The organism is Streptomyces sp. NBC_00885 (genome assembly GCF_045207475.1).
Classification (GTDB): domain Bacteria; phylum Actinomycetota; class Actinomycetes; order Streptomycetales; family Streptomycetaceae; genus Streptomyces.
Map to the genome: position 1 here is coordinate 8,228,007 of NZ_CP108796.1, position 22,695 is coordinate 8,250,701.

At 69.4% G+C, this 22,695-nt stretch carries 19 protein-coding genes and 1 pseudogene; 12 read left to right on the forward strand and 8 right to left on the reverse strand.

The window, feature by feature from the left end:
* Positions 1 to 108: 108 nt before the first annotated feature.
* From OHA61_RS37485 to OHA61_RS37495, 3 genes and pseudogenes are all read right to left on the reverse strand, one after another.
* A complete protein-coding gene (locus tag OHA61_RS37485) occupies positions 109 to 681 on the reverse strand; it encodes an ATP-binding protein (RefSeq protein ID WP_406306856.1) in 573 nt (190 codons plus the stop codon).
* Between the two features lie 336 nt (positions 682 to 1,017).
* The gene (locus tag OHA61_RS37490; RefSeq protein ID WP_406306857.1) at positions 1,018 to 2,226 is read right to left on the reverse strand and encodes an MFS transporter; all 1,209 of its coding nucleotides are present in this window, start codon (positions 2,224 to 2,226) and stop codon (positions 1,018 to 1,020) included.
* Positions 2,227 to 2,808: 582 nt separating this feature from the next.
* A pseudogene (locus tag OHA61_RS37495) lies at positions 2,809 to 3,640 on the reverse strand (class I SAM-dependent methyltransferase).
* Positions 3,641 to 3,705: 65 nt separating this feature from the next.
* Between OHA61_RS37495 and OHA61_RS37500 the strand changes: the two are divergent.
* A complete protein-coding gene (locus OHA61_RS37500; protein WP_406306858.1) occupies positions 3,706 to 4,284 on the forward strand; it encodes a TetR/AcrR family transcriptional regulator in 579 nt (192 codons plus the stop codon).
* Between the two features lie 92 nt (positions 4,285 to 4,376).
* Here OHA61_RS37500 and OHA61_RS37505 read toward each other — a convergent pair whose 3' ends face one another.
* Together OHA61_RS37505 and OHA61_RS37510 are read right to left on the reverse strand one after the other, a co-directional pair.
* Positions 4,377 to 4,787, reverse strand: coding sequence for a VOC family protein (locus tag OHA61_RS37505; protein WP_406306859.1), 411 nt, complete (start codon positions 4,785 to 4,787; stop codon positions 4,377 to 4,379).
* Positions 4,788 to 4,960: 173 nt separating this feature from the next.
* The gene (locus OHA61_RS37510; RefSeq protein WP_406306860.1) at positions 4,961 to 6,052 is read right to left on the reverse strand and encodes an AraC family transcriptional regulator; all 1,092 of its coding nucleotides are present in this window, start codon (positions 6,050 to 6,052) and stop codon (positions 4,961 to 4,963) included.
* 199 nt (positions 6,053 to 6,251) lie between these two features.
* Between OHA61_RS37510 and OHA61_RS37515 the strand changes: the two genes are divergently transcribed.
* A complete protein-coding gene (locus OHA61_RS37515) occupies positions 6,252 to 6,974 on the forward strand; it encodes a response regulator transcription factor (RefSeq protein ID WP_406306861.1) in 723 nt (240 codons plus the stop codon).
* On the opposite strand, the gene OHA61_RS37520 is transcribed toward OHA61_RS37515, so the two are convergent.
* The gene (locus tag OHA61_RS37520; RefSeq protein ID WP_406306862.1) at positions 6,958 to 8,265 is read right to left on the reverse strand and encodes a beta-ketoacyl-[acyl-carrier-protein] synthase family protein; all 1,308 of its coding nucleotides are present in this window, start codon (positions 8,263 to 8,265) and stop codon (positions 6,958 to 6,960) included. The genes OHA61_RS37515 and OHA61_RS37520 overlap by 17 nt on opposite strands.
* 306 nt (positions 8,266 to 8,571) lie before the next feature.
* Between OHA61_RS37520 and OHA61_RS37525 the strand changes: the two genes are divergently transcribed.
* The 8 genes from OHA61_RS37525 (at position 8,572) to hypE (ending at position 18,579) form a co-directional block, all read left to right on the forward strand.
* Positions 8,572 to 10,362, forward strand: a complete 1,791-nt coding sequence (locus OHA61_RS37525) for a fatty acyl-AMP ligase (RefSeq protein WP_406306863.1) — start codon at positions 8,572 to 8,574, stop codon at positions 10,360 to 10,362.
* A 75-nt stretch (positions 10,363 to 10,437) separates the two neighbouring features.
* Complete coding sequence (locus OHA61_RS37530; RefSeq protein ID WP_406306864.1) at positions 10,438 to 12,246, forward strand: fatty acyl-AMP ligase; 1,809 nt, start codon at positions 10,438 to 10,440, stop codon at positions 12,244 to 12,246.
* Between the two features lie 165 nt (positions 12,247 to 12,411).
* Positions 12,412 to 12,807, forward strand: coding sequence for a hydrogenase maturation nickel metallochaperone HypA (gene hypA, locus OHA61_RS37535; RefSeq protein WP_406306865.1), 396 nt, complete (start codon positions 12,412 to 12,414; stop codon positions 12,805 to 12,807).
* A gap of 3 nt (positions 12,808 to 12,810) precedes the next feature.
* Entirely contained in the window at positions 12,811 to 13,578 is a 768-nt protein-coding gene (gene hypB, locus OHA61_RS37540) for a hydrogenase nickel incorporation protein HypB (protein WP_406306866.1), read from the forward strand.
* On the forward strand, positions 13,575 to 15,974 hold the full coding sequence (gene hypF / locus OHA61_RS37545) for a carbamoyltransferase HypF (RefSeq protein ID WP_406306867.1): 2,400 nt from the start codon (positions 13,575 to 13,577) through the stop codon (positions 15,972 to 15,974). Before hypB ends, hypF begins: the two co-directional genes overlap by 4 nt.
* Positions 15,975 to 16,026: 52 nt before the next feature.
* Positions 16,027 to 16,350, forward strand: a complete 324-nt coding sequence (locus tag OHA61_RS37550) for a HypC/HybG/HupF family hydrogenase formation chaperone (RefSeq protein WP_324974227.1) — start codon at positions 16,027 to 16,029, stop codon at positions 16,348 to 16,350.
* The gene (gene hypD, locus OHA61_RS37555) at positions 16,347 to 17,471 is read left to right on the forward strand and encodes a hydrogenase formation protein HypD (RefSeq protein WP_406306868.1); all 1,125 of its coding nucleotides are present in this window, start codon (positions 16,347 to 16,349) and stop codon (positions 17,469 to 17,471) included. Before OHA61_RS37550 ends, hypD begins: the two co-directional genes overlap by 4 nt.
* Positions 17,464 to 18,579 (forward strand): hydrogenase expression/formation protein HypE, encoded by a 1,116-nt coding sequence (gene hypE, locus OHA61_RS37560; protein ID WP_406306869.1) that lies wholly within the window; start codon positions 17,464 to 17,466, stop codon positions 18,577 to 18,579. Before hypD ends, hypE begins: the two co-directional genes overlap by 8 nt.
* 17 nt (positions 18,580 to 18,596) lie before the next feature.
* On the opposite strand, the gene OHA61_RS37565 is transcribed toward hypE, so the two are convergent.
* On the reverse strand, positions 18,597 to 19,175 hold the full coding sequence (locus tag OHA61_RS37565) for a hypothetical protein (protein WP_406306870.1): 579 nt from the start codon (positions 19,173 to 19,175) through the stop codon (positions 18,597 to 18,599).
* A 260-nt stretch (positions 19,176 to 19,435) separates the two neighbouring features.
* Here OHA61_RS37565 and OHA61_RS37570 point away from each other — a divergent pair, with 260 nt between their 5' ends.
* Together OHA61_RS37570 and OHA61_RS37575 are read left to right on the forward strand one after the other, a co-directional pair.
* Positions 19,436 to 19,930: a peptidylprolyl isomerase gene (locus OHA61_RS37570; protein WP_328681480.1), complete on the forward strand. Its 495-nt coding sequence runs from the start codon at positions 19,436 to 19,438 to the stop codon at positions 19,928 to 19,930.
* Positions 19,931 to 20,074: 144 nt separating this feature from the next.
* Entirely contained in the window at positions 20,075 to 21,220 is a 1,146-nt protein-coding gene (locus tag OHA61_RS37575; protein WP_406306871.1) for a PP2C family protein-serine/threonine phosphatase, read from the forward strand.
* On the opposite strand, the gene OHA61_RS37580 is transcribed toward OHA61_RS37575, so the two are convergent.
* Positions 21,207 to 22,592: an aminopeptidase P family protein gene (locus OHA61_RS37580; RefSeq protein ID WP_406306872.1), complete on the reverse strand. Its 1,386-nt coding sequence runs from the start codon at positions 22,590 to 22,592 to the stop codon at positions 21,207 to 21,209. The two genes, OHA61_RS37575 and OHA61_RS37580, sit on opposite strands and share 14 nt — an antisense overlap.
* Positions 22,593 to 22,695: the final 103 nt, after the last annotated feature.

A 22,695-nucleotide genomic window follows, 5' to 3' on the forward strand; every position in this document is an offset into this window, starting at 1 on the left:
TGGTCTCCCCGCAGCCGCCGACCACGCACCCCCCAGCACCCGCTGCCCGGGCTGACCGCTGCGCGCAGCTGCGGCCATGCCGGCTACGCCAACGTCGCGCGGAGGGGGTCAGCCGAGCCTCTTGCGCTCAAAATGCATCACGGGGCAGGCGGCAGCCAGACATGCCGCGAGGTCCGCGCTGTCCGCGGAGTCGGCGGCGGGGAAGACCGCCTGGATTTCCTTGCCGCGCGCGGGCATCGGGCGTACGTGCAACGCTCCGCCGGCCTCGCGGGCGAGGCTGTCGACGATCATCAGGCCTCGACCGCAGTCCCGTCCGGGATCGGCCTCGAGCCGGGGCAGCGGCAGGAAGGGGTGGTCGTCATGCACGGCCAGCGCAAGCGTCGTCCCGGTTCTGGTGAGCGTCACCGTGGTCCTGGCAGACTGCGGGACGGCGTGCCGTGCGGCATTGCCGACCAGCTCGGAGATCACGAGCGAGGCCGTGTGCAACCCGTCCTCGTGCAGCCCCCAGTCCCGCAGCACGCCTGCCGCCCTCTTTCGGGCGACCGGGACCTCCGCGGGTACCGCGAGCACGGTGAAGCCGTAGACGCAGACGGCGTTGCCCGGCTTTGGGCGAGAGGCCGGTACGCGGTGGGTGTGGGTACGGCGCCGTGCCGCGGACGGATTCGAGACGGTGGTTCGCATGGCGATTCCCGGTGGTTTGCCCGGCAGGGTTACCGGCGGCTGTTGAGTTGCGCCCTCCTGAAGGCGCGGTCTGTGACCAGCGGACGGCCACGCTGAGTCGACCGCTGCACACGGTCGGTTCCGCGGGAGCGGAGTGGGACTGCTATCGACCGATGTTCGACATTGCCGAACCCTAATCGGGTTTCGATGATGGGACAAGGGTCAGTTCAAGGCATTTGTCTCCACCGGGGGCCGGGCGGCCCAGGCGTCGCGCACGGACGACCGGATCTCGGGGCCGCCGCCAGCCTCCCCGCTCCGGCGGCTCGCCCTCCGGGCAGGAGGGCTCTGGGACCCTGGTTACGCACCCGTGGGCGGTCGGCGCGCGGCGTACGTTCCCGCGCCCGCCGCAAGCAGCATCACGCAGCCCGTGAAAATCAGCCCGGCTTCGCGCAGTCCGATCCATGTGGCCATGGCGCCGACACCGACCACCGGCAGGGAGATCCCGGCGTAGGCGACGACGAAGAACGCCGAAATGGTGCCGCCTCGTTGCTGTGCCGGAGCCGCGCCGCTGACCAGGGTGAGTGCCGCGCGAAAGGCCAGTCCCTGGCCGCTGCCGCCGCACAGAGCGCCCAGGACGAGCAGAACGAGAGATTCGGCGATCAGTGACGCCGCCACCAGCATCAGGCCCACGACGAGGATGCCGCACCCCACGGGGAGCGCGAGGCGCGTGCCGATCCGTTGTGTCAGGGACTGCCCGACGGTCGAGGCCAGGAACACGGAGAACGCCAGCCCGCCGGCAACGGCCAGATTGTGCACACCCAGCGTCTGCGAGGCGAAGCTCGGCGCGACCGCAGTGAACAGCCCCAGCAGCGCGAAGCCGGCGAACGCCGCCACCGCGGCGGGCGCGAAGACACCCTTCACCTCCGGAGGCACCGTGAGTCCCTGGGGCTTCAGCGGGGGCCATCGCTTCGGTTCCGCCACGGTCTCCGGCAGGAACCAGGTGATGGCACTCGCCACAGCCACCAGCCCCAGGTGGACCCAGAACGGCAGCATCAGCGGCCACGGCGCGTACTCCGCGAGCAGCCCCGAGAGCAGTGGCCCGCAGCCCAGACCGCCCATATTCGCCGCAGTGGCGGCGAACCCGGCTCGCGCCTTCTTGCCGGGAGGTGCGAGCTCGATGATGGCCGCTGTCGCCGCACCGCTCAGCAGGCCGGCCGCGCCGCCGGACAGCAGCCGCCCCGCGAAGAGCAGAGGCAGACCGCTCTGCAGGAGGAAACATCCCGCACTCGCGGCCGACAATGCCATGGCGCACAGGAGCACGGGTCTGCGGCCGACCTCGTCGGAGTAGTTCCCGGCCACCAGCAGCACGGTGATGACCGCGACCGCATATACGGCGAACACCACGGTCACCATCAGCTCGGAGAACCCGATCTGTTCCTGATAGAGCCCGTACAGCGGTGTGGGCAGAGTGGTCCCGGCCATCCCGATGGCGAATACCGCAGCCGCAGCCGGATAGCCCGGTCGCCAACCGCCGACTGCGTTCACTGCTCCCGTGCGAACGATCACGCACGTCACCTTACGAGCGGTGTCACGGCCCGCCTCGCTACTCGCTCGGCCGGCCGCGCGCGGCGGTCATCGTCCGCGGGTTGCTCCACGCCGCCGGTGTGCGGGCAGGGGGGAAGCCGGATACGAGTCGTCTTCCTCCTCGTCCAGCGGCGGCAGTTCGACGGTGTAGCGCGGCTGGAGGAACAGTCCCTGATGCTGCGGTGCAGTCGGCGAGCCTGCTGCGTTCTGTATGGGCTGAGCAGGATCGAGGTGGGGCGAGGCAGCAGTCATGTACAACCATCCGGAGTTGAGGGCCGCGCGGACCAAGGCGGAGCTGCCGACCCGTGATGATCGGGATCTGTCTGCTCCGCGTGCGCAAGCCCATTAGATCGCATTCGCGGCGGCAGCGGCGGCGCCGGCTTCCTGCTCGCGCTCGATGCCGAACTCAGGGGCTGTCGCTGCCGACGCCGTGGTGACTGCCCGGTCGGCCGTGCCGCCGTGCCGGATGGCGCTGGCTGCCGCTCGCCGCCGGTCACCATCGCCCAGTAACGGGGCATCAAAATCCGCGTCTCCAGGCTCCCGAGCGCATGGTTCCTCGCCGGGTCAGGCGGCGCCGGTTCGCGCCGCGGTGACCGCCACCGTCGCGTAGTGCATCGTGAAGCTGCCCCCCATCGCATCGATGGCGGCGCCGACGCCCTCCAGCACCTCCGCCAGCTTGTCCGACGGAAGCCGGGTGAAGGCTCCGAGGGTGGGCATCTGGTCCAGCCACGCGTCCCGGGTGTAGGACCACTCCCAGTCGAAATCGCCACTGCTCGGGGCCGCTGAACCCACCCACCTCCCGGATTCCGTCAGCGGCCGTGGTGACCAGCACCTGGTATCCGTCTTTGGCTTGTTTCGTCATCGCCTGGAGGCTGAACGGCGAGTCGGGCATCACCTGCCGGTACACCGCGGCGAGGGCTTGTGCCACGTCGGGCGGAAGCTGGAATACGTTCCAGAACGCTGCCAGTCGGCCGCCGGGCCGCAGCACCTGTGCGGCCTTGGCCGCTCCCGCCACCGGGTCGATCCAGTGCCAGGCCTGGCCGGCGACAACCGCATCGAACTCCCGGCCGGCCGGGTCCCAGGCTTCGAACGTCGCTACGTCAACCTCGACCCCGAGCCGCCGCGCCAAGTCGGCCATCCGTGCGTCGGGCTCCACCCCGAGCACCCTGCAGCCGGCCGCCTGGAACTGCCGGGCGGCGATTGCGGTACCGCAGCCGACGTCGAGGACGCCTGGGCCGGGGCTGCCGACGACGATCCGGTCCACCATGGCGTCGGGATAGCGGGGCCGGGCCCGGTCGTAGCGTTCGGCATCCGAGCCGAACGACTCCGCTACCTGTCGGCGTTCATGAGGCTCGTGTTCGGAGTGGGGCGCCGGCTCCGGCGGTATAGTGGGCATGTGCCCACTAATAGTGGGCACATGCCCACTCGTCAACCGGGCGGGCCCGGGAGGAGAGACGCACGGTGCCAACAGGTGTAGCCATCAGCGACGTGCCCGAGCAGCTTTTCGGCGCCGCCGAGCGTGTCCTGCTCCGGGACGGGCCGAGCGCGCTGACCAGCCGGGCGGTCACCACGGAGGCAGGCTGCGCGAAGGGAGTCCTGCACCGGCACTTCGCCGACTTCGACGCCTTTCTCGCCGAGTTCGTGCTCGACCGCGTACGCCGGATCGACAGCCAGGGGGCCGCCCTGCGCAACTCCGCCGGGACGGGCACCGTCGCGGACAACCTCACCGGCGCCTTGACGGACCTGTTCGGGTCGGTCGCAGTGGCGATCGTCGGCCTTGTCACCTCTCGGGATGACCTGCGCGCCCGGCTCCGCCGGACCACGCCGACCGGCATCCCGGTCCTGACGGAAGCTGCGGCCATGGTCGTCTCGTACCTCACCGCGGAGCGCGAACTGGGCCGTATCGCGGCGGATGCCGATGTCGACACGCTCGCTCCCACGCTGATCGGGGCCGTGCACATGCTGTTCGCCGACCGGAAAGGCACTCCGCCGGAGGCTGGAGCCGTCCACAAGGTCGTGACCGCTGTCGTCGCCGGGTGAGCGGGATTGTTCAGCTCGCGGCGGCAGCTCCGGTCCGCCGGTGCGAGTGACGCGCCGGCCGCCTCGGGGGAGGCCGGCGCGTCGCTGCCCGTTCAGGCCTGCTGCTCGCTGATGTTGACCAGCCAGATGATGCCGAAGCGGTCCGTGCACATGCCGAAGACGTCGCCCCACATCTGCTTCTCCAGGGGGACCGATACCGTGCCGCCGCTGGACAGCTCCTCCCAGTAGCCGCGCAGTTCGTCGGCGTTGTCTCCGCTCAGGCTCACGGAGATGTTGTTGCCGTACTTGTACTCCATCCCCGGCGGGCTGTCGGCGGCCATGAGCGTGAAGCCACTGTCGGTCTCGAGCATGCTGTGCATGATCTTGTCGGCTCCGGCTTCCTTCTGGCCGAAATCGCCGAAGGTGTTCACCGTCAGGGTGCCGCCGAAGATCCCCTTGTAGAACTCCATCGCTTGCCGGGCGTCGCCGTCGAAGGCGATGTACGGGTTGAGGCGAGATGGCACGAGATATTCCTTTCGTGATGAGACGTCAGTTCCGGCAGATTAGGCCGCGTGCTGCCGGACATCGGGGCGACTCCCCGGCACGTGAACGTCGGCCTGCTGTCGCCCCGCCATTCCGCCCGGTCCCCGCCGCCTTCAGTCTCTGGGACTTGGCTCCGTAGGCCGTCCTGAAATGATCAGAAGCGCCGGGTGGGCACCCCGGTCCGGTAAGCGCCCGGGGTCGCGCCCGTCCACCGGCGGAACGCGCGGATGAATGTCGCCGCATCGGCGTAGCCGAGCCGTGCGGCGATCTGGTCGACTCCGAGTCCGCGGGTGGACAGCATCTCGACAGCGCGAGCGTGCCGCACTTCGTCCACCAGGCGCCGGTAGGACGTGCGTTCCACAGCCAGACGGCGGTGCAGCGTGCGGGTGGAGACGTAGAGCTCGGCTGCGGCAACACCCATGTCGGGGATCCCGTCCGGCCACTGCGTGAGCAGGTCCCGTACCCGCGCCGCGAGTCCGGTGTCGGCGCGGCGGGCCAGCAGGAGGTCGCACTCGCGTTCGCATACCTGCATTGTGTGCCGGTCCGCCTGTGGCAGCGACTGATCCAGTGCCGCTGCGAGGGTGACGATCGCGTTGCGCGGAGCCCCGAAGGCGATCGGCGTGTCGGCGAATGCCTCGTACGGTAAAGGCTCTTCAGGTCGCGGGAAGCGCAGGTCCAGCCGGAGGGGTGTGAAGGGCCGGCCCACAATGGTGTCCAGGATGGTGCGGATGTTGGCCATTTCCCGCTCGACGAAGAAGTGCCGGACGGGCTGGGGCACGAGCCCGTCGTCCAGGACGAGGCGGACCTCGTCCCTGTCTTCCTGAAGGTGGATCCCGACCATGGCGAAGGTGAGTTCCAGATAGCGCAGTCCCACAGCCGCCGCTTCGCGCAGCGTCGGGCTGGCGAGGAGTGCGAAGCCCCACACGCTGTACGTGCGCAGCGGAATCCGGCTGCCGACCTCAAGGCCCAGGCCGGGAGCATCGCCCGTGGCGCGGACCAGGTTCCGAGCCACGACGAGCTCCTGCCAGGCTCGGACATGTGCGGTGTCGTCGGCGAGAGCGTCCCGGTCCACGCCGCTGCCGTCGAGGCAGGCGAGTACGGGCACTCCGTGCTCGACGCCGACGTCGACCATCGCGCGGACGCCTGCGATGCCTCGCTGGAACTGCCGCGGACTGGTGGAGACTTCGGCCGCCGCCGTGTGTCCGGAACGGCCAACAGCATGGCTGCCATTGCCTGAAACCAGCACGACCAATCCCCCTAGCATCGGAAGGGATCGATGCGGCGAATCCCGCCGCGGGCTGCCATTCAGACTATCCGGGATGCGTGTGCGGGCCAGGGCGCGTAGGCGGTATCAGCCATGGTCACCCGGGGCTCGGCCCATCCCACATCCATCGCGTATGCAACCGCTGTACTGGAATTTTCGAATCGCGCAGGCGGAGTGATTGATGGACGAATTCAGCACGGTGGAAGTGGTACTGGTCGACAATGAGGACCTTGTGCGCCGGGGATTTCGGCAGGCCCTCGGGGAGGCGCCGGACATCATCGTGATCGCCGACACAAGGGTCGGCGAGGTGGCACTGCGAACGGTCGAGCTGCGGCGACCGCAGGTCGTACTCGTCGATGCCGAATGCGAATTCATTCAGAAACTCGCTCGGCCTGCCAGGGCGTCAGCACCCGGAATCACGCCCGGAATCATTGTCCTGACCAGCATCGGCCTTGACAGTCATCTGTTCGGGTCGCTTAAGGCGGGTGCGAGCGGCTTTCTGCTCAAGAGCGCAAGCCAGGAGGAACTCACCTCGGCCGTCCGGGCGGTCGCCCGCGGCGCGGCCTTCATCTGCCCCACGATGACCCGGCGGCTGATCGATCGGTTCGAGATCCTTCCGCCGCCGCAAGAGCGCTCTCACGCGGCCGCTCTGGCTGCCCTGAGCGGCCGGGAGAGGCAAGTGCTGTGTGGTATCGCCTTGGGCAGGTCCAACCAGGAGATCGCCCTCGATTTGCATGTGTCGCCCGCCACCGTGAAGTCCCACGTCTCGCGCATCCTCGCCAAACTCGAGTTGCCGAACCGGATGCACGCGGCGCTGATGGCTCAGCGGAGCGGCCTCGTCCAGTCGCCCCGGCCTCCTGGGCCTCCCGGCCGTCCTGCGCCCGCGGTCAGGCGGGCTTGGTGAACGCGAGGACCACGTTGTGACCGCCGAAACCGAAGGAGTTGGAGATCGCCGCCGTGACCTCGATGCGCCGCGGACGCTTCGTGACGAGCTCCACCTTCACCTCGGGGTCCTTGTCGTCGAGGTTCCTGGTCGCGGGAATCACGTCGGTGAACACGCTCAGGGCCGTGAAGATGGCCTCGATCGCGCCGGACCCGCCTATGAGATGGCCCGTTGCCGATTTCGTCGCCGTCACAAGGGCATGCGGTCCGATTGATTCCAGTACTGCCGCTGCTTCGATGCGGTCCCCGACGGGCGTACCGGGAGCGTGCGCGTTGACGTGGACGATGTCCTGAGGGCTGAGCCCACCGGCGCGCAAGGCCCGGCGGATGGCGCGGACCTGACCGTCCGTCGAAGGAGCTGTCATGGCGTGCGCGTCGGAGCTCATGCCCGTACCGGCGAGCGTGGCATACGTTCGTGCGTCGCGGGCTCGTGCGGATTCGGCTCGCTCCAGTACGACGACACCGGCGCCCTCGGACATGACGAAGCCGTCGCGGGCACTGTCGAACGGCCGCGATGCGGCCTGGGGTTCCTCATGACGGCTGGACAGGGCTCCCATACGGGCGAAGGCAGCCATGGACAGCCGGCCGATGCACGCCTCGGTGCCGCCGGCGACAACGACATCCGCACGCCCCGAACGCAGTATGGCGAGCCCCATGGCGATTGCCTCCGCTCCGGAGGCGCAGGCGCTGGTCGGCGCGTGGGCGCCGGCGCGGGCGCCCAGGTCCAGACTCACGGCGGCCGCCGAACCGTTGGGCATCAGCATCGTCACAGCGAACGGTGACACGCGGTCGGGCCCCTTGGTCGAGGAGACATCATGCTGTTCGACCAGCGTCTTTCCTCCGCCGAGGCCGGTGCCGATCACCACGGCCAGCCGCTCCGGCGCCACTTCGGGTGCGCCGGCGTCGGCCCACGCCTGTCGAGCGGCGACCATGGCCATCTGCTGGCAGCGGTCCATGCGCCGCGCCTCGACCCGGCCCAGTACCTCGGTCGGTTCCTGACTCAGCCGGCCTGCCAGTCGTACGGGCAGGTCGCGGGCCCATGGTTCGTCCAGCACGGTGATCGGGGATTCACCGGCGAGCAGCGCCGTCCAGGTGGAGTGGACGTCGGCGCCCAGGGGCGTGGTCATTCCCAGGCCGGTGACCACAACGCCGGTCGTACCGATGACTGTTCCGTTCGGGAGACCGGGGAGAACGGGGAGATCCGGGAGCTTCGGATAACCCGAGAAGTGGTCGTCAGGTGCTTCGTAGGACATCACGGTTCCCTTTCTGAAGCCTTCTGGGGAAATGTTCTCCCTTGGACTTGGGCCGTTTGTTGTCCACTGCCCTTGGTCATGACGGTAGCCAGTACGAGGCGCTTTCCGTAACGGTCGACGGACGGAACCGTGAGGGCGACCGAAGGCTGAATTGATGTCCGCCTTCCGGGCTACTGGACAATGGCCTCCGGTAGGGGAGGGACACCGTCCGACGGCGAATACCCTATATTCCTCAGCCGACTTAGCATCTCTTCGAGTGCAACGGCAAAGGCAACGCCAATGGCCAAGCCGAACAGGAGGACCGTGATGTCAGAGGATGCCCTCACAGATTCCCGACCCGAGCCGACGACCTTGGTCGAGCTCTGCAGGTATCGCGCGTCCAGGGAGCCCGATCGACGGATGTTCGCCTTCCTGGAGAACGGCCTCGACGAGTCCGACTCACTCAGCCTCGCCCAACTCGACGCCCGCGCAAGGGCGGTCGCCGCGCGTCTGAGCAGGCATGCCCCGCCGGGCGCCCGCGCCGTGCTGAGTTTCCCGCCGGGCCTGGACTTCGTGTCCGCCTTCTTCGGGTGCCTGTATGCCGGCCTGATCGCCGTGCCCGCTCCTCCGGTGCTGCGCGTCGGCGTCGACGACCGCTATACGCGCTTCCATGCGATCGTCGACAGCTGCCGGCCGGATCTGCTGCTGTCGAACGGGTCCAGGCTCAGCCGTGTCGAGGCGTTGCTGAAGGACATGTCCACATCGCACCGGCCGACCTGTGTGGCGACGGACGAGATAGGTGAGGCGGAGGCGGATGGCTGGAACGCACCCCGGATCGGCCCCGATACGGTGGCCTACCTGCAATACACCTCCGGCACGACCGGTCCGCCTCGGGGCGTTGTGCTCACCCACGGCAACGTCCTGCACAACCTCTCGCTGATCCTGGCCAACGGTTCAAGGGCCACGGACGACCTCGTACGGCAGCCGCCCGTCGTGTCCTGGCTGCCCGTGTTCCACGACATGGGACTCATCTCCGGAGTGCTGCAGCCCATCTATGTCGGGTACGACGCCGTGCTGATGCCGCCCACGGCGTTCACTCAGCAGCCGGCCAACTGGCTGCGCGCCATATCGGACCGCGGGGCCGGCATCAGTTCGGCACCCGGTTTCGCGTACGAACTGTGCCTGCGGCGGGTGTCCGAGCAGCAGTTGCGTTATGTCGATCTCAGCGGCTGGCGGATAGCGGTGGTCGGGGACGAGCCGGTGCGCGCAGAGATGATCGACAACTTCAGCGCCATGCTCGCCCCTTTCGGCTTCCGCCGCGAGGCGTTCTTCCCGAGTTACGGGATCGCCGAGTCCACGGTCATGCTGAGCGGCGGGCCGGTGGAGCCCGAACCGGTGATCCGCCGGTTCGACGCGGTGGCGCTGGCGAAAGGCAAGGTGCAGCCGTCCGCGCCCCAGGAGGAGGCCCGTCGGCTGGTCGGCCTGGGCCAGTTGCACCCGTCCATGACCGTCGCAGTGGTGGATCCGGCCACCGGCGAACCGTGCGCCCCGGACGAGACGGGCGAAATCCTCGCTTCCGGACCGAGTATCGGTACCGCGTACTGGAACGCCCCCGAGGAGACCGCAGTTACGTTCAACGCCGCCGTGCGCGGACAGGAGGGCCGCCGGTTCCTGCGCACCGGCAGCCTCGGCTTTCTGGACGGCGGCCAGCTCTTCGTCACCTGCCGGGTGGCCGACCTCATCGTCGTGGAAGGCATGCAGCACTACCCGTACGACATCGAGGCGAGCGCGGCAGGAAGCCACGCCGCGATACGGGACGGCTGCTGCTGTGCCTTCACCGTCGAGGACGGCGGCCGCACGCGCCTCGTGGTCCTGGCCGAGATCAACAGCCGATTCCGCGTGACGGCAGGCCATGCCCCGGACACCCCGTCGGGTGCCCGCGTGATCGTGGGGGCGGATGAGGTCGAAGAAGCCGTCCGGGAGGCCGTGTTCGTAGGCCACGGTCTCCGGGCCGACGACGTTCTCCTCCTCAGGGCCGGTTCGCTGCCCTTCACCACCAGCGGCAAGCTGCAGCGCGCCCAGTGCCGGTCCAGGTACCAGGTGTTCGAGACGGTCTGAACCTCGCTCCGTGCAGGGAGGGCGCGCACATTGCCCGCCGCTCTCCTTCCTCCTTCCTCCGTTTGGAGTGGTCTCATGCGTACTGATCGACAGCACGGTGTCCGACTGCCCGAGGGGGTGGCCGGCGAGTACGGCGAGCTGCCGACGCTGACCGACCTGTGCCGCGCTCGTGCCGCGGCCGAGCCCGACCGGAAGTGCTTTGTGTTCCTGGGCGACGGGGTCGAGGAATCGGACTCACTGACCCTGGCCGAACTTGACCACCACGCACGGGCGATCGCCGTGACGCTACGAAAGCAGGTGCCCACCACGCGCGCACGCGCGCTGCTGAGCTACCCGCCAGGACTGGATTTCCACGCCGCCTTCCTGGGCTGCATCTACGCGGGTCTGATCCCGGTCCCGGTGGCTCCGCTCGACGGCACGCGGGGTAACGCCAAGTGGACCCGGGTGGAGTCGATCGCCGCGAGTGCCGAGCCCTCCCTGTTCCTGTCCACCGGCCCGATGCTTGCCGCCGCGGAGCCGGTCCTCACCGGCATGGACGGGCTCGCCCGACTCGCACGCGTGGCGACAGACGAGGTCTGCCTGGACCTGGCTGTGCAATGGACCCCGCCGGCGGCCGCCGCCGAGATGGTCGCCTACCTGCAGTACTCTTCGGGATCGACCGGCGTGCCGAAAGGCGTCGCGATCACTCATGGCAATGTGCTGCACAATCTGTCGTTGATATACGACACCACGCGCCGGCCTGCCGACGACGCCGGGCTGCCCCGCCCGTCGTCGGTGTCGTGGCTGCCGCCGCACCACAACATGGGCCTCATCTGCAACGTCCTGGACCCCCTCTACTCCGGCCGGGACGTCACACTGCTGCCGACGATGACATTCGTACAGCGTCCGCTCACGTGGCTGCGAGCGATCTCCGGGCTCGGACGCGTGGACAGCTGCGCGCCGAACTTCGCCTACGACCTGTGCGTCCGCCGGGTGACCGACGCCCAGCGCCGTGAACTCGACCTCAGCCGTTGGGAGATGGCTCTGGTCGGAGGTGAGCCCGTCCGCGCCGATACGCTCGACCGCTTCAGCGCGGCATTCGCAGAGGCCGGCTTCCGCCGAGAGGCGCTGTCCCCCGCGTACGGCCTCGCTGAGGCGACAGTGATGGTCACGGCCTGTCCGGTCGGCAAGGGCCCAGAAGTCCTGCGGGTCGACTCCGAGGCGCTCGCCGCCGGAAAGGTGCGCCCAGCCGCGTCGGCACAGCACAGTCGGGAGCTGGTCGGCTGCGGCCCGATCCATCCGTTGAGCACGGCTATTGCCGTCGACCCGGAGACAGGCAAGCCCTGCGAGGAGGACGAGGTGGGCGAGATCTTCGTGTCCGGCCCGAGCGTCGCGACGGGATATCTGAACGCTCCCAAGGAGAGTGCCGAGACCTTCATGGGGACCCTTCCCGACCAGCCGGGCGAGCGGTTTCTCTGTACCGGTGACCTCGGATTTCTGCACAGCGGGGAGCTGTTCATCACCGGTCGGGCGAAGGACGTCATCATCATCGCCGGTGCCAACCACTACCCGCAGGACATCGAAGCCACCGTTGAGGCCAGCCACCCGGCAGTCCGCGAGTTCGGTACGTGCGCGGTGTCGGTCGACGACGGCGCACACGAGCGGCTCATCGTGCTCGCCGAGACGACGACAGCAGTCGGCGGCGAGAGTGATGAGCCGGTGAACGCCCAGGAGATCAAGCGGGAGATCAGGCGCGCCGTCCATGCCGGTCACCGCATCCAGGTTCACGATGTCGTCCTTCTCAAACCGGGGACCCTGCCGCTGACGACGACGGGCAAGCTGCAACGGCGCGACAGTCGGGAGCGGTACCTCGGGGGCTCCTTCGAGGCCGCCTTGATCGAGTAGGGACCAGTCGTTGGCGGTGATGTCCGCCGCTGCCCCGAACGGCGTACGCAGCCCGGTCGCGACGGCGCGCCGTGCCCCGGGCCACCTGGCCCCGGCCTGTAATGGGTGCCGAACGGCCCCCAGACCTCTCATCACGGCCCTCGGCCTGTGCCAGGACGGAGAGCGATGCACGAGATGTCCATCGCGATGGCTGTCGTCGACCAGGTGGAGCAGGCGGCCGCCGAGGCGGGCGACGTCACCGCCGTGACGTCCGTACGGCTCCACGTCGGCGAGTTGGCCGGAGTTGTCCCCGACGCCCTGTCCTTCTGCTTCGAACTGGCCTGTGCCGGGACCGTTCTGGAAGGTGCCGAGCTGGTCACGGAGTTCGTGCCGGCTCGTGCCCGCTGCGAGCCGTGCGCGGACGAGTGGGCGGTCGGCATGCCGCCGCAGCTGTGCTGTCCGGTGTGCGCAAAGGCGACCGACGAGCTGCTGTCGGGCCGCGAACTGCAGATCGTCGGCGTGCAGGTGGAGGACGGCCAGGGGCACCGACGCACCCGTGAACCCATTTCCGAGGAGTGCTGAAGCATGTGCCGTGTGGTCGATCTGCAACAGGCGGTCCTCGCCAAGAACGACGCGACCGCGCACGCGCTGCGCGCCGGCCTTGCCGCCCGCGGCACCACGGTTGTCAATCTGCTCTCCAGCCCCGGCAGCGGGAAGACGGCTCTGCTGGAGGGGGAGCTGCTGCTGGCACGGGAGCGGGGAGTACGGGTCGCGGCGCTGACCGCCGACCTCGCCACCGAGAACGACGCCCTGCGGCTGGCCCGCTCAGGAGTCCCGGTCAAGCAGGTGCTGACCGACGGTCTGTGTCACCTGGAGGCCGGAATGCTGGGCAGGCACCTGGAGGGATGGCTGCCCGATGACACCCGGCTGCTGTTCGTGGAGAACGTCGGCAACCTGGTCTGTCCGGCCTCGTACGACCTCGGTGAGACCCTGCGGGTTGTGCTCGCCTCCGTGACGGAAGGGGAGGACAAGCCGCTGAAGTACCCCACCGCCTTCGGTCTGGCGCACCTGGTGGTGGTGACCAAGACCGACATCGCGGAGGCGGTCGAGTTCGACGAGGCGGCGTTCCGGGCGAATGTCGCGCAGGTCAATCCCGGGGTGGAAGTGCTGCTGACGTCGGCGCGGCGGGGCGACGGCGTGGGCGCGCTGCTGGACCGGGCGGCGGCGGCCGCCGGCGGCGAGCCGGTGCACACACCCGTAATGGCCCGTCAGGAGCGGCACCATTACCACGATCACGGGACGCACACCCGTGCGGCGGCCGCCTCCGGCGCCACGGCGCAGTCCGGCTCGTGAGCGGTCCACAGCGAGCCGCCGGCCTCGCCGTCGTCGATCAGGCGGTGCAGCGCAGACGGGTCACCGTCCGGGGCGTGGTGCAAGGCGTCGGGTTCCGGCCGTTCCTGTACACGCTCGCCACCGGGCTCGACCTGGTCGGTCATGTGACCAACACCGGTGAGGGCGTTGTGGCGGAGGTCGAGGGTCCGCCCGCCGACGTCGCCCTGTTCTGCGACCGCATCGGCGCGCAGGCGCCGCCTCTCGCGCGCGTGGAGTCCGTCGACCACCATGAGGTCCCCGCCGCCGGAGGTGACGGGTTCGTCATCACCCCCTCCACGACCACAGGCCCCGCGCGCACCCTGGTCTCGCCGGACATGGCGACCTGCGCGGCCTGTCTAACCGAACTGGCCGACCCGGCCGACCGGCGTCACCGCCACCCCTTCATCACCTGCACACACTGCGGCCCCCGCTTCACGATCGTCCGCGGACTTCCGTACGACCGGGACCACACGACGATGGCCGACTTCCCGATGTGCGCCGACTGCGCCCGCGAGTACGCCGATCCGGCCGACCGCCGCTTTCACGCGCAGCCGGTCGCCTGCCACGCCTGTGGCCCCCGACTGCGTCTGCTCGTGGCGCAAGCGGATACGGAAGGCTCACCCCGGCCCGTTTCCGCCGCGGACCCCGTTGCCGAGGCCCGCAGGCTCCTGTCGCAGGGCGCGATCCTCGCAGTGAAGGGCATCGGCGGGTATCACCTCGCCTGTGACGCCTCCAACTCCCGGGCGGTGGCCACGCTGCGCCGGCGCAAGGCCCGCGGGAACAAGCCGTTCGCCCTGATGGCCAGGACCGTCGCCGACATCGAGCACCTCGTGCATCTGGGCCCCGAGGAGCGAAGCCTGCTGACGGGCTGCGTCAGGCCCGTCGTCCTGCTGCGACGGCGCACCGACGCGGGATGTCCCACGGTCTCGCAGGAGGTCGCCCCCGGCAGTCCCGATCTCGGCGTGATGCTTCCGTACACACCCCTGCACCATCTGCTTCTCGGCCTGCCCGCCGATGCCGACGGGCCACGCCTGCTCGTGATGACCAGCGGCAATGTGGCGGGGGAGCCGATCGTCACGGCGGACACCGACGCGCTGACCCGGCTGGCGCACCTGGCGGACGCCTGGCTCACGCACGACCGCGGGATCCACGTGCCCTGCGACGACTCCGTGGTGCGGGTGTGCGACGGGGAGGAGCTGATCGTCCGCCGTTCTCGTGGCTACGCCCCGCTGCCCGTCGCACTGCCCGTACCGGTGCCCGCGGCTCTCGCTGTCGGCGGCGACCTCAAGAACGCGTTCTGTCTCGCGGAAGGGCGCAGGGCCTGGCTGTCGGCGCACATCGGGGACATGGACGACCTCGCCACACAGCAGGCCTTCGAACGCGCCGAAACACAGCTGGAGTCGATCACCGGAGTGCAGCCGGAGCTGCTGGCGGCAGACCGGCATCCGGGCTATCGGTCCGGACAGTGGGCCACCCGGCACGCGGCCGGCAGGCCGGTCGTACGGGTCCAGCACCATCACGCGCACATCGCCTCCGCGATGGCGGAGCACGGACTGGACGGGAGCCGCCCGGTCATCGGGGTCGCGTTCGACGGCACTGGCTACGGCGACGACGGGGCGGTGTGGGGCGGGGAGTTCCTGCTCGCGGACTACGACCGGTTCAGCCGCCTCGGACACCTTGCCTATGTCTCCCAGCCGGGCGGCGACGCCGCGGTGCGCCGCCCGTACCGCATGGCACTGGCCCATCTGCGCGCAGCCGGCATCGCCTGGTCCCCGGACCTGCCCTGCACCGCCGCTTGCCCGTCCGGCGAACTCCGGGTCCTGGAGCAGCAGTTGGAGCGGAACCTGAACTGTGTGCCCACCTCCAGCATGGGGCGGCTGTTCGACGCTGTGTCCTCGCTCGCGGGTGTCTGCCACCGGTCCGGATACGAAGCTCAGGCTGCCATCGAGCTGGAGGCGGCCGCCCTGACGGCAGCGGCCGATGACGACGCGGGCTACGCGTTCGCCGTGGGGCCTGCGGGTGACGGCCGGGCTGCGGCAGCCGCCGATCCCGCTCCCGTTCTGGCAGCGGCCGTCGCCGACGTACGGGCGGGCACATCCCCGGCCCTGGTCGCCGCGCGCTTCCACCGGGCCGTCGCCGGCCTCGTACACACGATGTGCGTCATGGCGCGCGAGGAGCACGGGCCGGACACCGTGGCGCTGACCGGAGGTGTCTTCGTCAACGCCCTGCTCTCTTCGGCGTGCGCGCGGATGCTCCGCGAGGAGGGCTTCACCGTCCTGCGCCACCGCCATGTCCCGCCGAACGACGGGGGACTGGCGCTCGGGCAACTGATGGTGGCCGCACACGCCGCCGTGGCCCAGCGGTCGAACAGCGACTGAGGATGTGCCCGGTAAGAGCGGGCCATGAACCCCCCACAGCGAGGAGAAGCGCATGTGCCTGGCGGTACCCGGGAGAGTCCTGGACATCGAGGAACGCGACGGCACCCGTATGGCCAGCGTCGATTTCGGCGGCGTCGTCAAGGAGGTATGCCTGGAGTATCTACCGGACCTTCAGGTCGGCGAGTACGCCATCGTCCACGTGGGGTTCGCCCTGCAGCGCCTGGACGAGGAGTCGGCCAAGCAGACGCTCGAGCTCTTCGCCACGCTCGGGATGCTCCAGGAGGAGTTCGGCGATCCGTGGGAGCTCGCGGCACAAGCGGGTGGATCCCCGCTGCCCGCCGCCGGTATGGACACACCCCAGGAGGCACAGAAGTGAAGTACATCGACGAGTTCCAGGACCCGGATCTGGCGCGGCGTCTGCTGGACGACATCCACTCCACCGTGACCAGACCGTGGGCGCTGATGGAGGTCTGCGGGGGGCAGACGCACACGATCATCCGGCACGGGATTGACCAACTGCTGCCCGATCAGGTGGAGTTGATCCACGGACCTGGCTGTCCCGTGTGTGTCACCCCGCTGGAAGTGATCGACAAGGCGCTGGAGATCGCCTCCCGTCCGGAGGTGATCTTCTGCTCCTTCGGTGACATGCTCCGCGTGCCGGGGACCGGCCGTGATCTGTTCCAGGTCCGCAGTGAAGGCGGCGATGTACGGGTCGTCTACTCGCCGCTCGACGCCCTGAGGGTCGCTCAGCAGAACCCGGACCGGGAAGTGGTGTTCTTCGGCATCGGATTCGAGACGACCGCCCCGCCCAATGCCATGACGGTGTATCAGGCGCGCAGACTCGGGATCCGCAACTTCAGCCTGCTGGTGTCCCATGTCAGGGTGCCTCCCGCGATCGAGGCGATCATGCAGTCCACGAGCTGCCGGGTGCAGGCCTTTCTCGCGGCCGGGCATGTGTGCAGCGTGATGGGCGTGTCGGAGTATCCCGAGCTTGCGGAACGGTTCGGTGTCCCGATCGTGGTGACCGGATTCGAGCCGCTGGACATCCTCGAGGGGGTACGCAGGACCGTACGGCAGCTGGAGCGCGGCGAGCACACCGTCGACAACGCCTACCCGCGTGCCGTCCGCCCCGAGGGAAACCCCGCCGCGCAGGCCATGCTGGCGGATGTCTTCGAGGTCACCGACCGCGCCTGGCGCGGTATCGGAATCATTCCCGACAGCGGCTGGCGGCTGTCCACGCGGTACCGGGACTACGACGCCGAGTACCGCTTCTCGGTCTGTGGCATCCAGACCAGGGAGCCGGCGGAGTGCCGCAGCGGCGAGGTTCTGCAGGGCCTGCTGAAGCCGCACGAGTGCGAGGCCTTCGGCACGCTGTGCACGCCCCGGACCCCGCTCGGCGCCACCATGGTCTCCAGTGAGGGCGCGTGCGCCGCGTACTACCTCTACCGGCGACTGGACATCAAAACCGCATCGCTGGAGGCGAGCCCCGTTGTCTGAGACCACACAAGCGCCCTCGGTCGCCACGCCGGTGAACGGCTCGCCGCAGACCACCGAACTGCCGGACCCCACGGCGTGGACCTGCCCGGCCCCGCTGCGGGACCAGAGCCGGGTGGTGATGGGCCACGGCGGTGGCGGCGCGCTGTCCGCGGAGCTCGTCCAGCACATTTTCGCGCCCGCCTTCGGGGGAGAGGTGCTGCGGCAACTGGGCGACTCCGCGGCGGTCTCGCTCGGCGGCGTCCGGCTGGCCTTCTCCACGGATTCCTTCGTGGTGCGGCCGCTGTTCTTCCCGGGCGGCAGTATCGGCGACCTGGCCGTCAACGGCACCGTCAACGACCTTGCCATGAGCGGTGCCCAAGCCGCGTATCTCTCCTGCGGGTTCATCCTGGAGGAGGGGGTCGAGCTCTCGGTGGTCTCACGCGTGGCCGGGGCGCTCGGCGCCGCCGCACGCACCGCGGGGGTCGAAGTGGTGACCGGCGACACCAAGGTCGTCGAGGCGGGCCACGGCGACGGGATCTACATCAACACCGCCGGGATCGGCATCATCCCGACCGGCGTCGATCTGCGCCCGCAGCGCGTCGTCCCAGGTGATGTGGTGATCGTGAGCGGTGCGATCGGCGTCCATGGCGTCGCGATCATGAGCGTCCGTGAGGGCCTTGAGTTCGGTGTCGAGATCGAGAGCGACTGCGCGGCGCTCGGCGGTCTGGTGCAGACGATGCTCGCAGTCACCCCGGACCTGCATGTGCTGCGCGATCCCACGCGCGGAGGCCTGGCAGCCGCGCTGAACGAGATCGCGGCGGCCTCCGGCGTCGGAGTCGTCATCCAGGAGCGCGGCATTCCTGTCCCGGCACCCGTGGCCAACGCCTGTGCCATCTTGGGGCTGGATCCGATGTACGTCGCCAACGAGGGCAAGCTCGTGGCGTTCGTCCCGCGCGAGCACGCGGAGCCGGTCCTCGAAGCGATGCGCTCGCACCCTCTGGGTGCTGACGCGACGGTGATCGGCGAAGCCGTGGAGACGCACCCCGGCATGGTGGTGGCGCGCACCGGACTTGGCGGCACGCGGGTGGTGGACCTGCCGATCGGGGAGCAGCTGCCGCGGATCTGCTGATGCCGTTGCCGTCGCTGCTATCCCTGGTTGTTGAGGAAGCCTATGGCCAGCGCGCCCCACCAGCAGACCTGGGATACGAGTGCGGTGGCGGCGCCCCACATCAGGGTGCGCGGGGATGGCGAGGCCGCCGCGGCTCCGGCGATCCGGCGTCGCAGGATGCCGGCCTGGAGGCCGTTGAGGCTGAGGAGGAGGACGAGGGCCAGCTTGATGCGGGTGAGGGGCGAGGCGAGGTCGGGGTGGAGCATGATGCCGCTGGCCACGAGTCCTGCGAGCCCGGCCCAGATCGGGGTGTGCAGGCGCGATGCGCACCCGACCGCCTCGCCCAGTTCGCACCGGCCGGTGAGCCACAAGAGTCCGTAGTAGTCGGCCACCAGAACGGCTCCGAAGCCGAGAACCAGGGACGCCAGGTGCACGAAGAGGGCAGCTGTGTGCAGGGCGGGGTCGGCCCGCAGGTGCGTGGAGATCCATACGCATGCCGTCCAGCCCAGGCAGATCAGTAGCGCACCCGCGGCCGATGTCCACCAAACCGGCAGCGGGCCGGTGTTGTCTCGGTCGGCCGGGTGGCCGACCGAAGAGATGGAGGGGTGGCTGGACATCGACGGCTCCGAGGACTGAGATCTTACAAGAAATTTAGGTAAGGCTTACCTTGTCTGAGCTCTGCAGGTCAATGCGGCCGTATCCCCGTCGGATCCACCCGAACGCACCGAGACACGTACAGGTGCCCTCAACTTCCCTGCACGGGAAGGCCATTCGCAACCCCGGCGGACCGGCCCGGCAGGGCAGCAGACAGACGTGATTTTCCGCGCAGGGCGGGTCTGGTGTGCGGTCCGGTGACTGGGGGTGTCAGGATGAAGCCATGAGTAACGTGTTTTTCGACATCACCATCAACGACGAGCCCGCCGGCCGGATCGTCTTCGCGCTGTTCGACGACGTGGTCCCCAAGACCGCGAGGAACTTCCGCGAGCTCGCCACGGGCGAGCACGGCTACGGCTACGAGGGCTCCTCCTTCCACCGCGTCATCCCTGACTTCATGCTCCAGGGCGGCGACTTCACCGCCGGCAACGGCACGGGCGGCAAGAGCATCTACGGAGCGAAGTTCGCCGACGAGAACTTCCAGCTCAAGCACACCAAGCCGGGCCAGCTCTCCATGGCCAACGCGGGCCCCAACACCAACGGCTCGCAGTTCTTCATCACGACCATCGTCACCGACTGGCTGGACAACAAGCACGTCGTCTTCGGCGAGGTCGTCGAGGGCATGGACCTCGTGAAGCGGATCGAGGGCCTGGGCTCCCGCAGCGGTGCCCCCAAGGCGAAGGTCACGATCGCCAAGTCGGGCGTCGTCGAGGGCTGATCCCGTCCGCGCGGCGACCGCCGCGCGAGGTCAGGGGTCGGGCGAGTCGCTACCACGGCGGCCGCCCGGCCCCGGCCCGAACCACTTCGGGGTGCAACCGTGGCGGCGTGAGCGCGGAGCCATGGTGCGGTGTATGCAGGACCTATGAGTCATGGACGACTCCGCCGGAGCACTCGCTGGTCATGGGAGCCGGGTCACGCCCTTGTGGCCGTACCCCTCGCGATGATCGCGATCGTCACGGCGGTCGACATCCTGGCTCCCCCCGACGTCCACCTCGGCCCTTTCCTGGTCGCCGCTCCAGCGGTCACAGCCTCCTTCGCCGGGCCTCGGACGACCGCGTTCATCGGCGCCGTCGCCGTCCTGGCTCAGGCAGCGGTCGCGATGGCCCGCACCACCCTCACCGACCTGAACCACACCTTCCAGATCATCGCTCTGATCCTGATCTCGGTCATCGTGACCTTCTTCGCCTACCTGCGAGAACGGCACGAGAAGGAACTCATCCAGCTCCGCTCCGTGGCCGAGGCGGCCCAGCAGGTGGTGCTGCGGCCGCTGCCGCAGCGGATCGGTCCGCTGCGTATCGCCTCCGTCTATCTCGCGGCCGAAGCGGAGGCGCAGATCGGCGGCGACCTGTACGCCGCCGCCCGCACGGCACACGGGACCCGGCTCATCATCGGGGACGTCCGGGGCAAGGGGCTGGAGGCGATCGGGGACGCCGCTCTCCTCCTCGGCGCCTTCCGGGCCGCTGCCCACCGGCAGGCCGACCTGCCGGCGCTGGTGGCCTATCTGGAGGGAACAGTCTCCTCGAACCTGGACGACCCCGGGGCCGATCCCGACGACCCCGACGATCACGGCGAGGCATTCATCACCGCGGCCGTCCTCGACGTCCCGGACAAGGAGTCGACCCTTGACCTGATCAATTGCGGCCACCCCTCGCCCCTGCTGCTGCGCGGTGGGCAGGTCACCGCGCTGGACGTGCGCCGTCCGGCACCACCCCTGGGCCTCACCGAATTCATGGACGCCGACGTCGCTCCCGAGGCATTCGCCTTCGAGCCGGGCGACATCATCCTGCTCTACACGGACGGCGTCATCGAGGCCCGGGACCGGTCCGGCACCTTCTACCCCCTTGCCGAGCGGGTTGCTTCATGGACCGGAGAACATCCTGACGCCCTCCTCAGCCGACTCTGCCAGGACCTCCTGAGTCACGTCGGCGGAAGCCTGGGCGACGATGCGGCGATGGTGGCGATCGAGCGCATGCCGGGCATGGGGGAGGCCGGGATCAGCCGGCCGTGAGCGTGCCCATCCACTCCTCGATCGCGTCCGGGGTGCGGGGCAGCGCCGCGGACATCAGCCGGGCACCGGACGCGGTGATGACCAGGTCGTCCTCGATCCGTACGCCGATGCCCCGCAGCTGCGGCGGCAGCGTCTCGTCGTCGGGCTGGAGGTAGAGGCCCGGCTCCACGGTGAGGACCTGGCCCTCCTCCAGCACGCCGTCGAGGTAGGTCTCGGCGCGTGCCTTGGCGCAGTCGTGGACGTCGAGGCCGAGCATATGGCCGCTGCTGCACAGGGTGTAGCGGCGGTGGAGGTCGCCCTCGGGGCTCGTCAGGACGCCCCACTGGGACAGCCCCTCCGCGATCACCCGCATGCAGGCGCGGTGGAAGTCCCGGAAGCTCGCGCCCGGTTTGAGGGCCGCGATCCCCGCGTCCTGGGCGGCGAGAACCAGTTCGTACACCTGACGCTGCACGGGGGAGAAACGGCCGGACAGCGGAAGAGTGCGCGTGATGTCCGCGGTGTAGAGCGTGTCGGTCTCCACGCCCGCGTCGAGCAGCAGGAGCTCGGCCGGGTCGAGGGCGCCGTCGTTGCGGATCCAGTGCAGGACGCAGGCGTGGGCACCGGAAGCGGCGATAGTGTCGTAGCCGGTGCCGTTGCCTTCGGCCCGGGCCCGCAGTCCGAAGACGCCCTCGATGTGGCGCTCGCCGCGGGGATGGGTCAGCGCCCGCGGCAGGGCGCGTACCACGTCCTCGAATCCGGCGGTCGTGTGGTCGACGGCGAGCTGGAGCTGGCCGACCTCCCAGGCGTCCTTGACGAGGCGCAGTTCGGACAGCGCGGTGGCCAGTGCGGTGTCGCTGGAGGCGTCCCGGGCCGGCGGCAGCCGGTCCAGGCCGTCCAGGTGCGCGCAGCGGATTCCGGTGAGGCGTTCGGTCTCGGCGAGGTCGGGACGGCGGCCCACCCAGAATTCGCCGTACCGCCGGTCGCGGTAGAACTCGTCGCCGTCGCGGGGGGAGCGGGGGCGCAGATACAGGACCGCCTCGTGGCCGTGCGGCCCGGACGGTTCGAGGACCAGTGCGTGACCCGGCTGGTCCTCTCCGGTGAGGCCGGTGAGCCAGGCGTAGGCGCTGTACGGGCGGAAACGGTGGTCGCAGTCGTTGGAGCGGACCTTCAACTGTCCGGCGGGTATCAGAAGTCGCTCGCCCGGGAAGAGCGCGGAGAGCCGGGCACGGCGGGCCGGTGTGACGGTGTGGGCGGGCACGCGGGTGTCCGCCGGAAGCGGGGTGGCCGCCCAGCCGGTGCGCATGAAGGACGCCAACTCGGGTGAAACGGGCAAATCATGGCTGCCCGTGCCGGGGCGCGCGGGCGGGTGGGTGAAGGTTTCGTCGGCAGTCACGGGAACTCCTCGAAGACGAAGGGGCTCTGAGGGGTTGTCAGTGCAATTTCACATTACTATGTTACGGGTCACATCGTAGACCATCCGAGTCCGGAAGCGATTC

What these genes read in the sequence shown, in the direction of transcription:
- OHA61_RS37525 (WP_406306863.1), top strand. Translation starts at nt 8,572, where the DNA reads ATGTCAGAGGATGCCCTCACAGATTCCCGACCCGAGCCGACGACCTTG.
- OHA61_RS37485 (WP_406306856.1), bottom strand. Translation starts at nt 681, where the DNA reads ATGCGAACCACCGTCTCGAATCCGTCCGCGGCACGGCGCCGTACCCAC.
- OHA61_RS37530 (WP_406306864.1), top strand. Translation starts at nt 10,438, where the DNA reads ATGCGTACTGATCGACAGCACGGTGTCCGACTGCCCGAGGGGGTGGCC.
- OHA61_RS37575 (WP_406306871.1), top strand. Translation starts at nt 20,075, where the DNA reads ATGAGTCATGGACGACTCCGCCGGAGCACTCGCTGGTCATGGGAGCCG.
- OHA61_RS37550 (WP_324974227.1), top strand. Translation starts at nt 16,027, where the DNA reads ATGTGCCTGGCGGTACCCGGGAGAGTCCTGGACATCGAGGAACGCGAC.
- OHA61_RS37570 (WP_328681480.1), top strand. Translation starts at nt 19,436, where the DNA reads ATGAGTAACGTGTTTTTCGACATCACCATCAACGACGAGCCCGCCGGC.
- hypB (WP_406306866.1), top strand. Translation starts at nt 12,811, where the DNA reads ATGTGCCGTGTGGTCGATCTGCAACAGGCGGTCCTCGCCAAGAACGAC.
- OHA61_RS37515 (WP_406306861.1), top strand. Translation starts at nt 6,252, where the DNA reads ATGGACGAATTCAGCACGGTGGAAGTGGTACTGGTCGACAATGAGGAC.
- OHA61_RS37520 (WP_406306862.1), bottom strand. Translation starts at nt 8,265, where the DNA reads ATGTCCTACGAAGCACCTGACGACCACTTCTCGGGTTATCCGAAGCTC.
- hypA (WP_406306865.1), top strand. Translation starts at nt 12,412, where the DNA reads ATGCACGAGATGTCCATCGCGATGGCTGTCGTCGACCAGGTGGAGCAG.
- OHA61_RS37565 (WP_406306870.1), bottom strand. Translation starts at nt 19,175, where the DNA reads ATGTCCAGCCACCCCTCCATCTCTTCGGTCGGCCACCCGGCCGACCGA.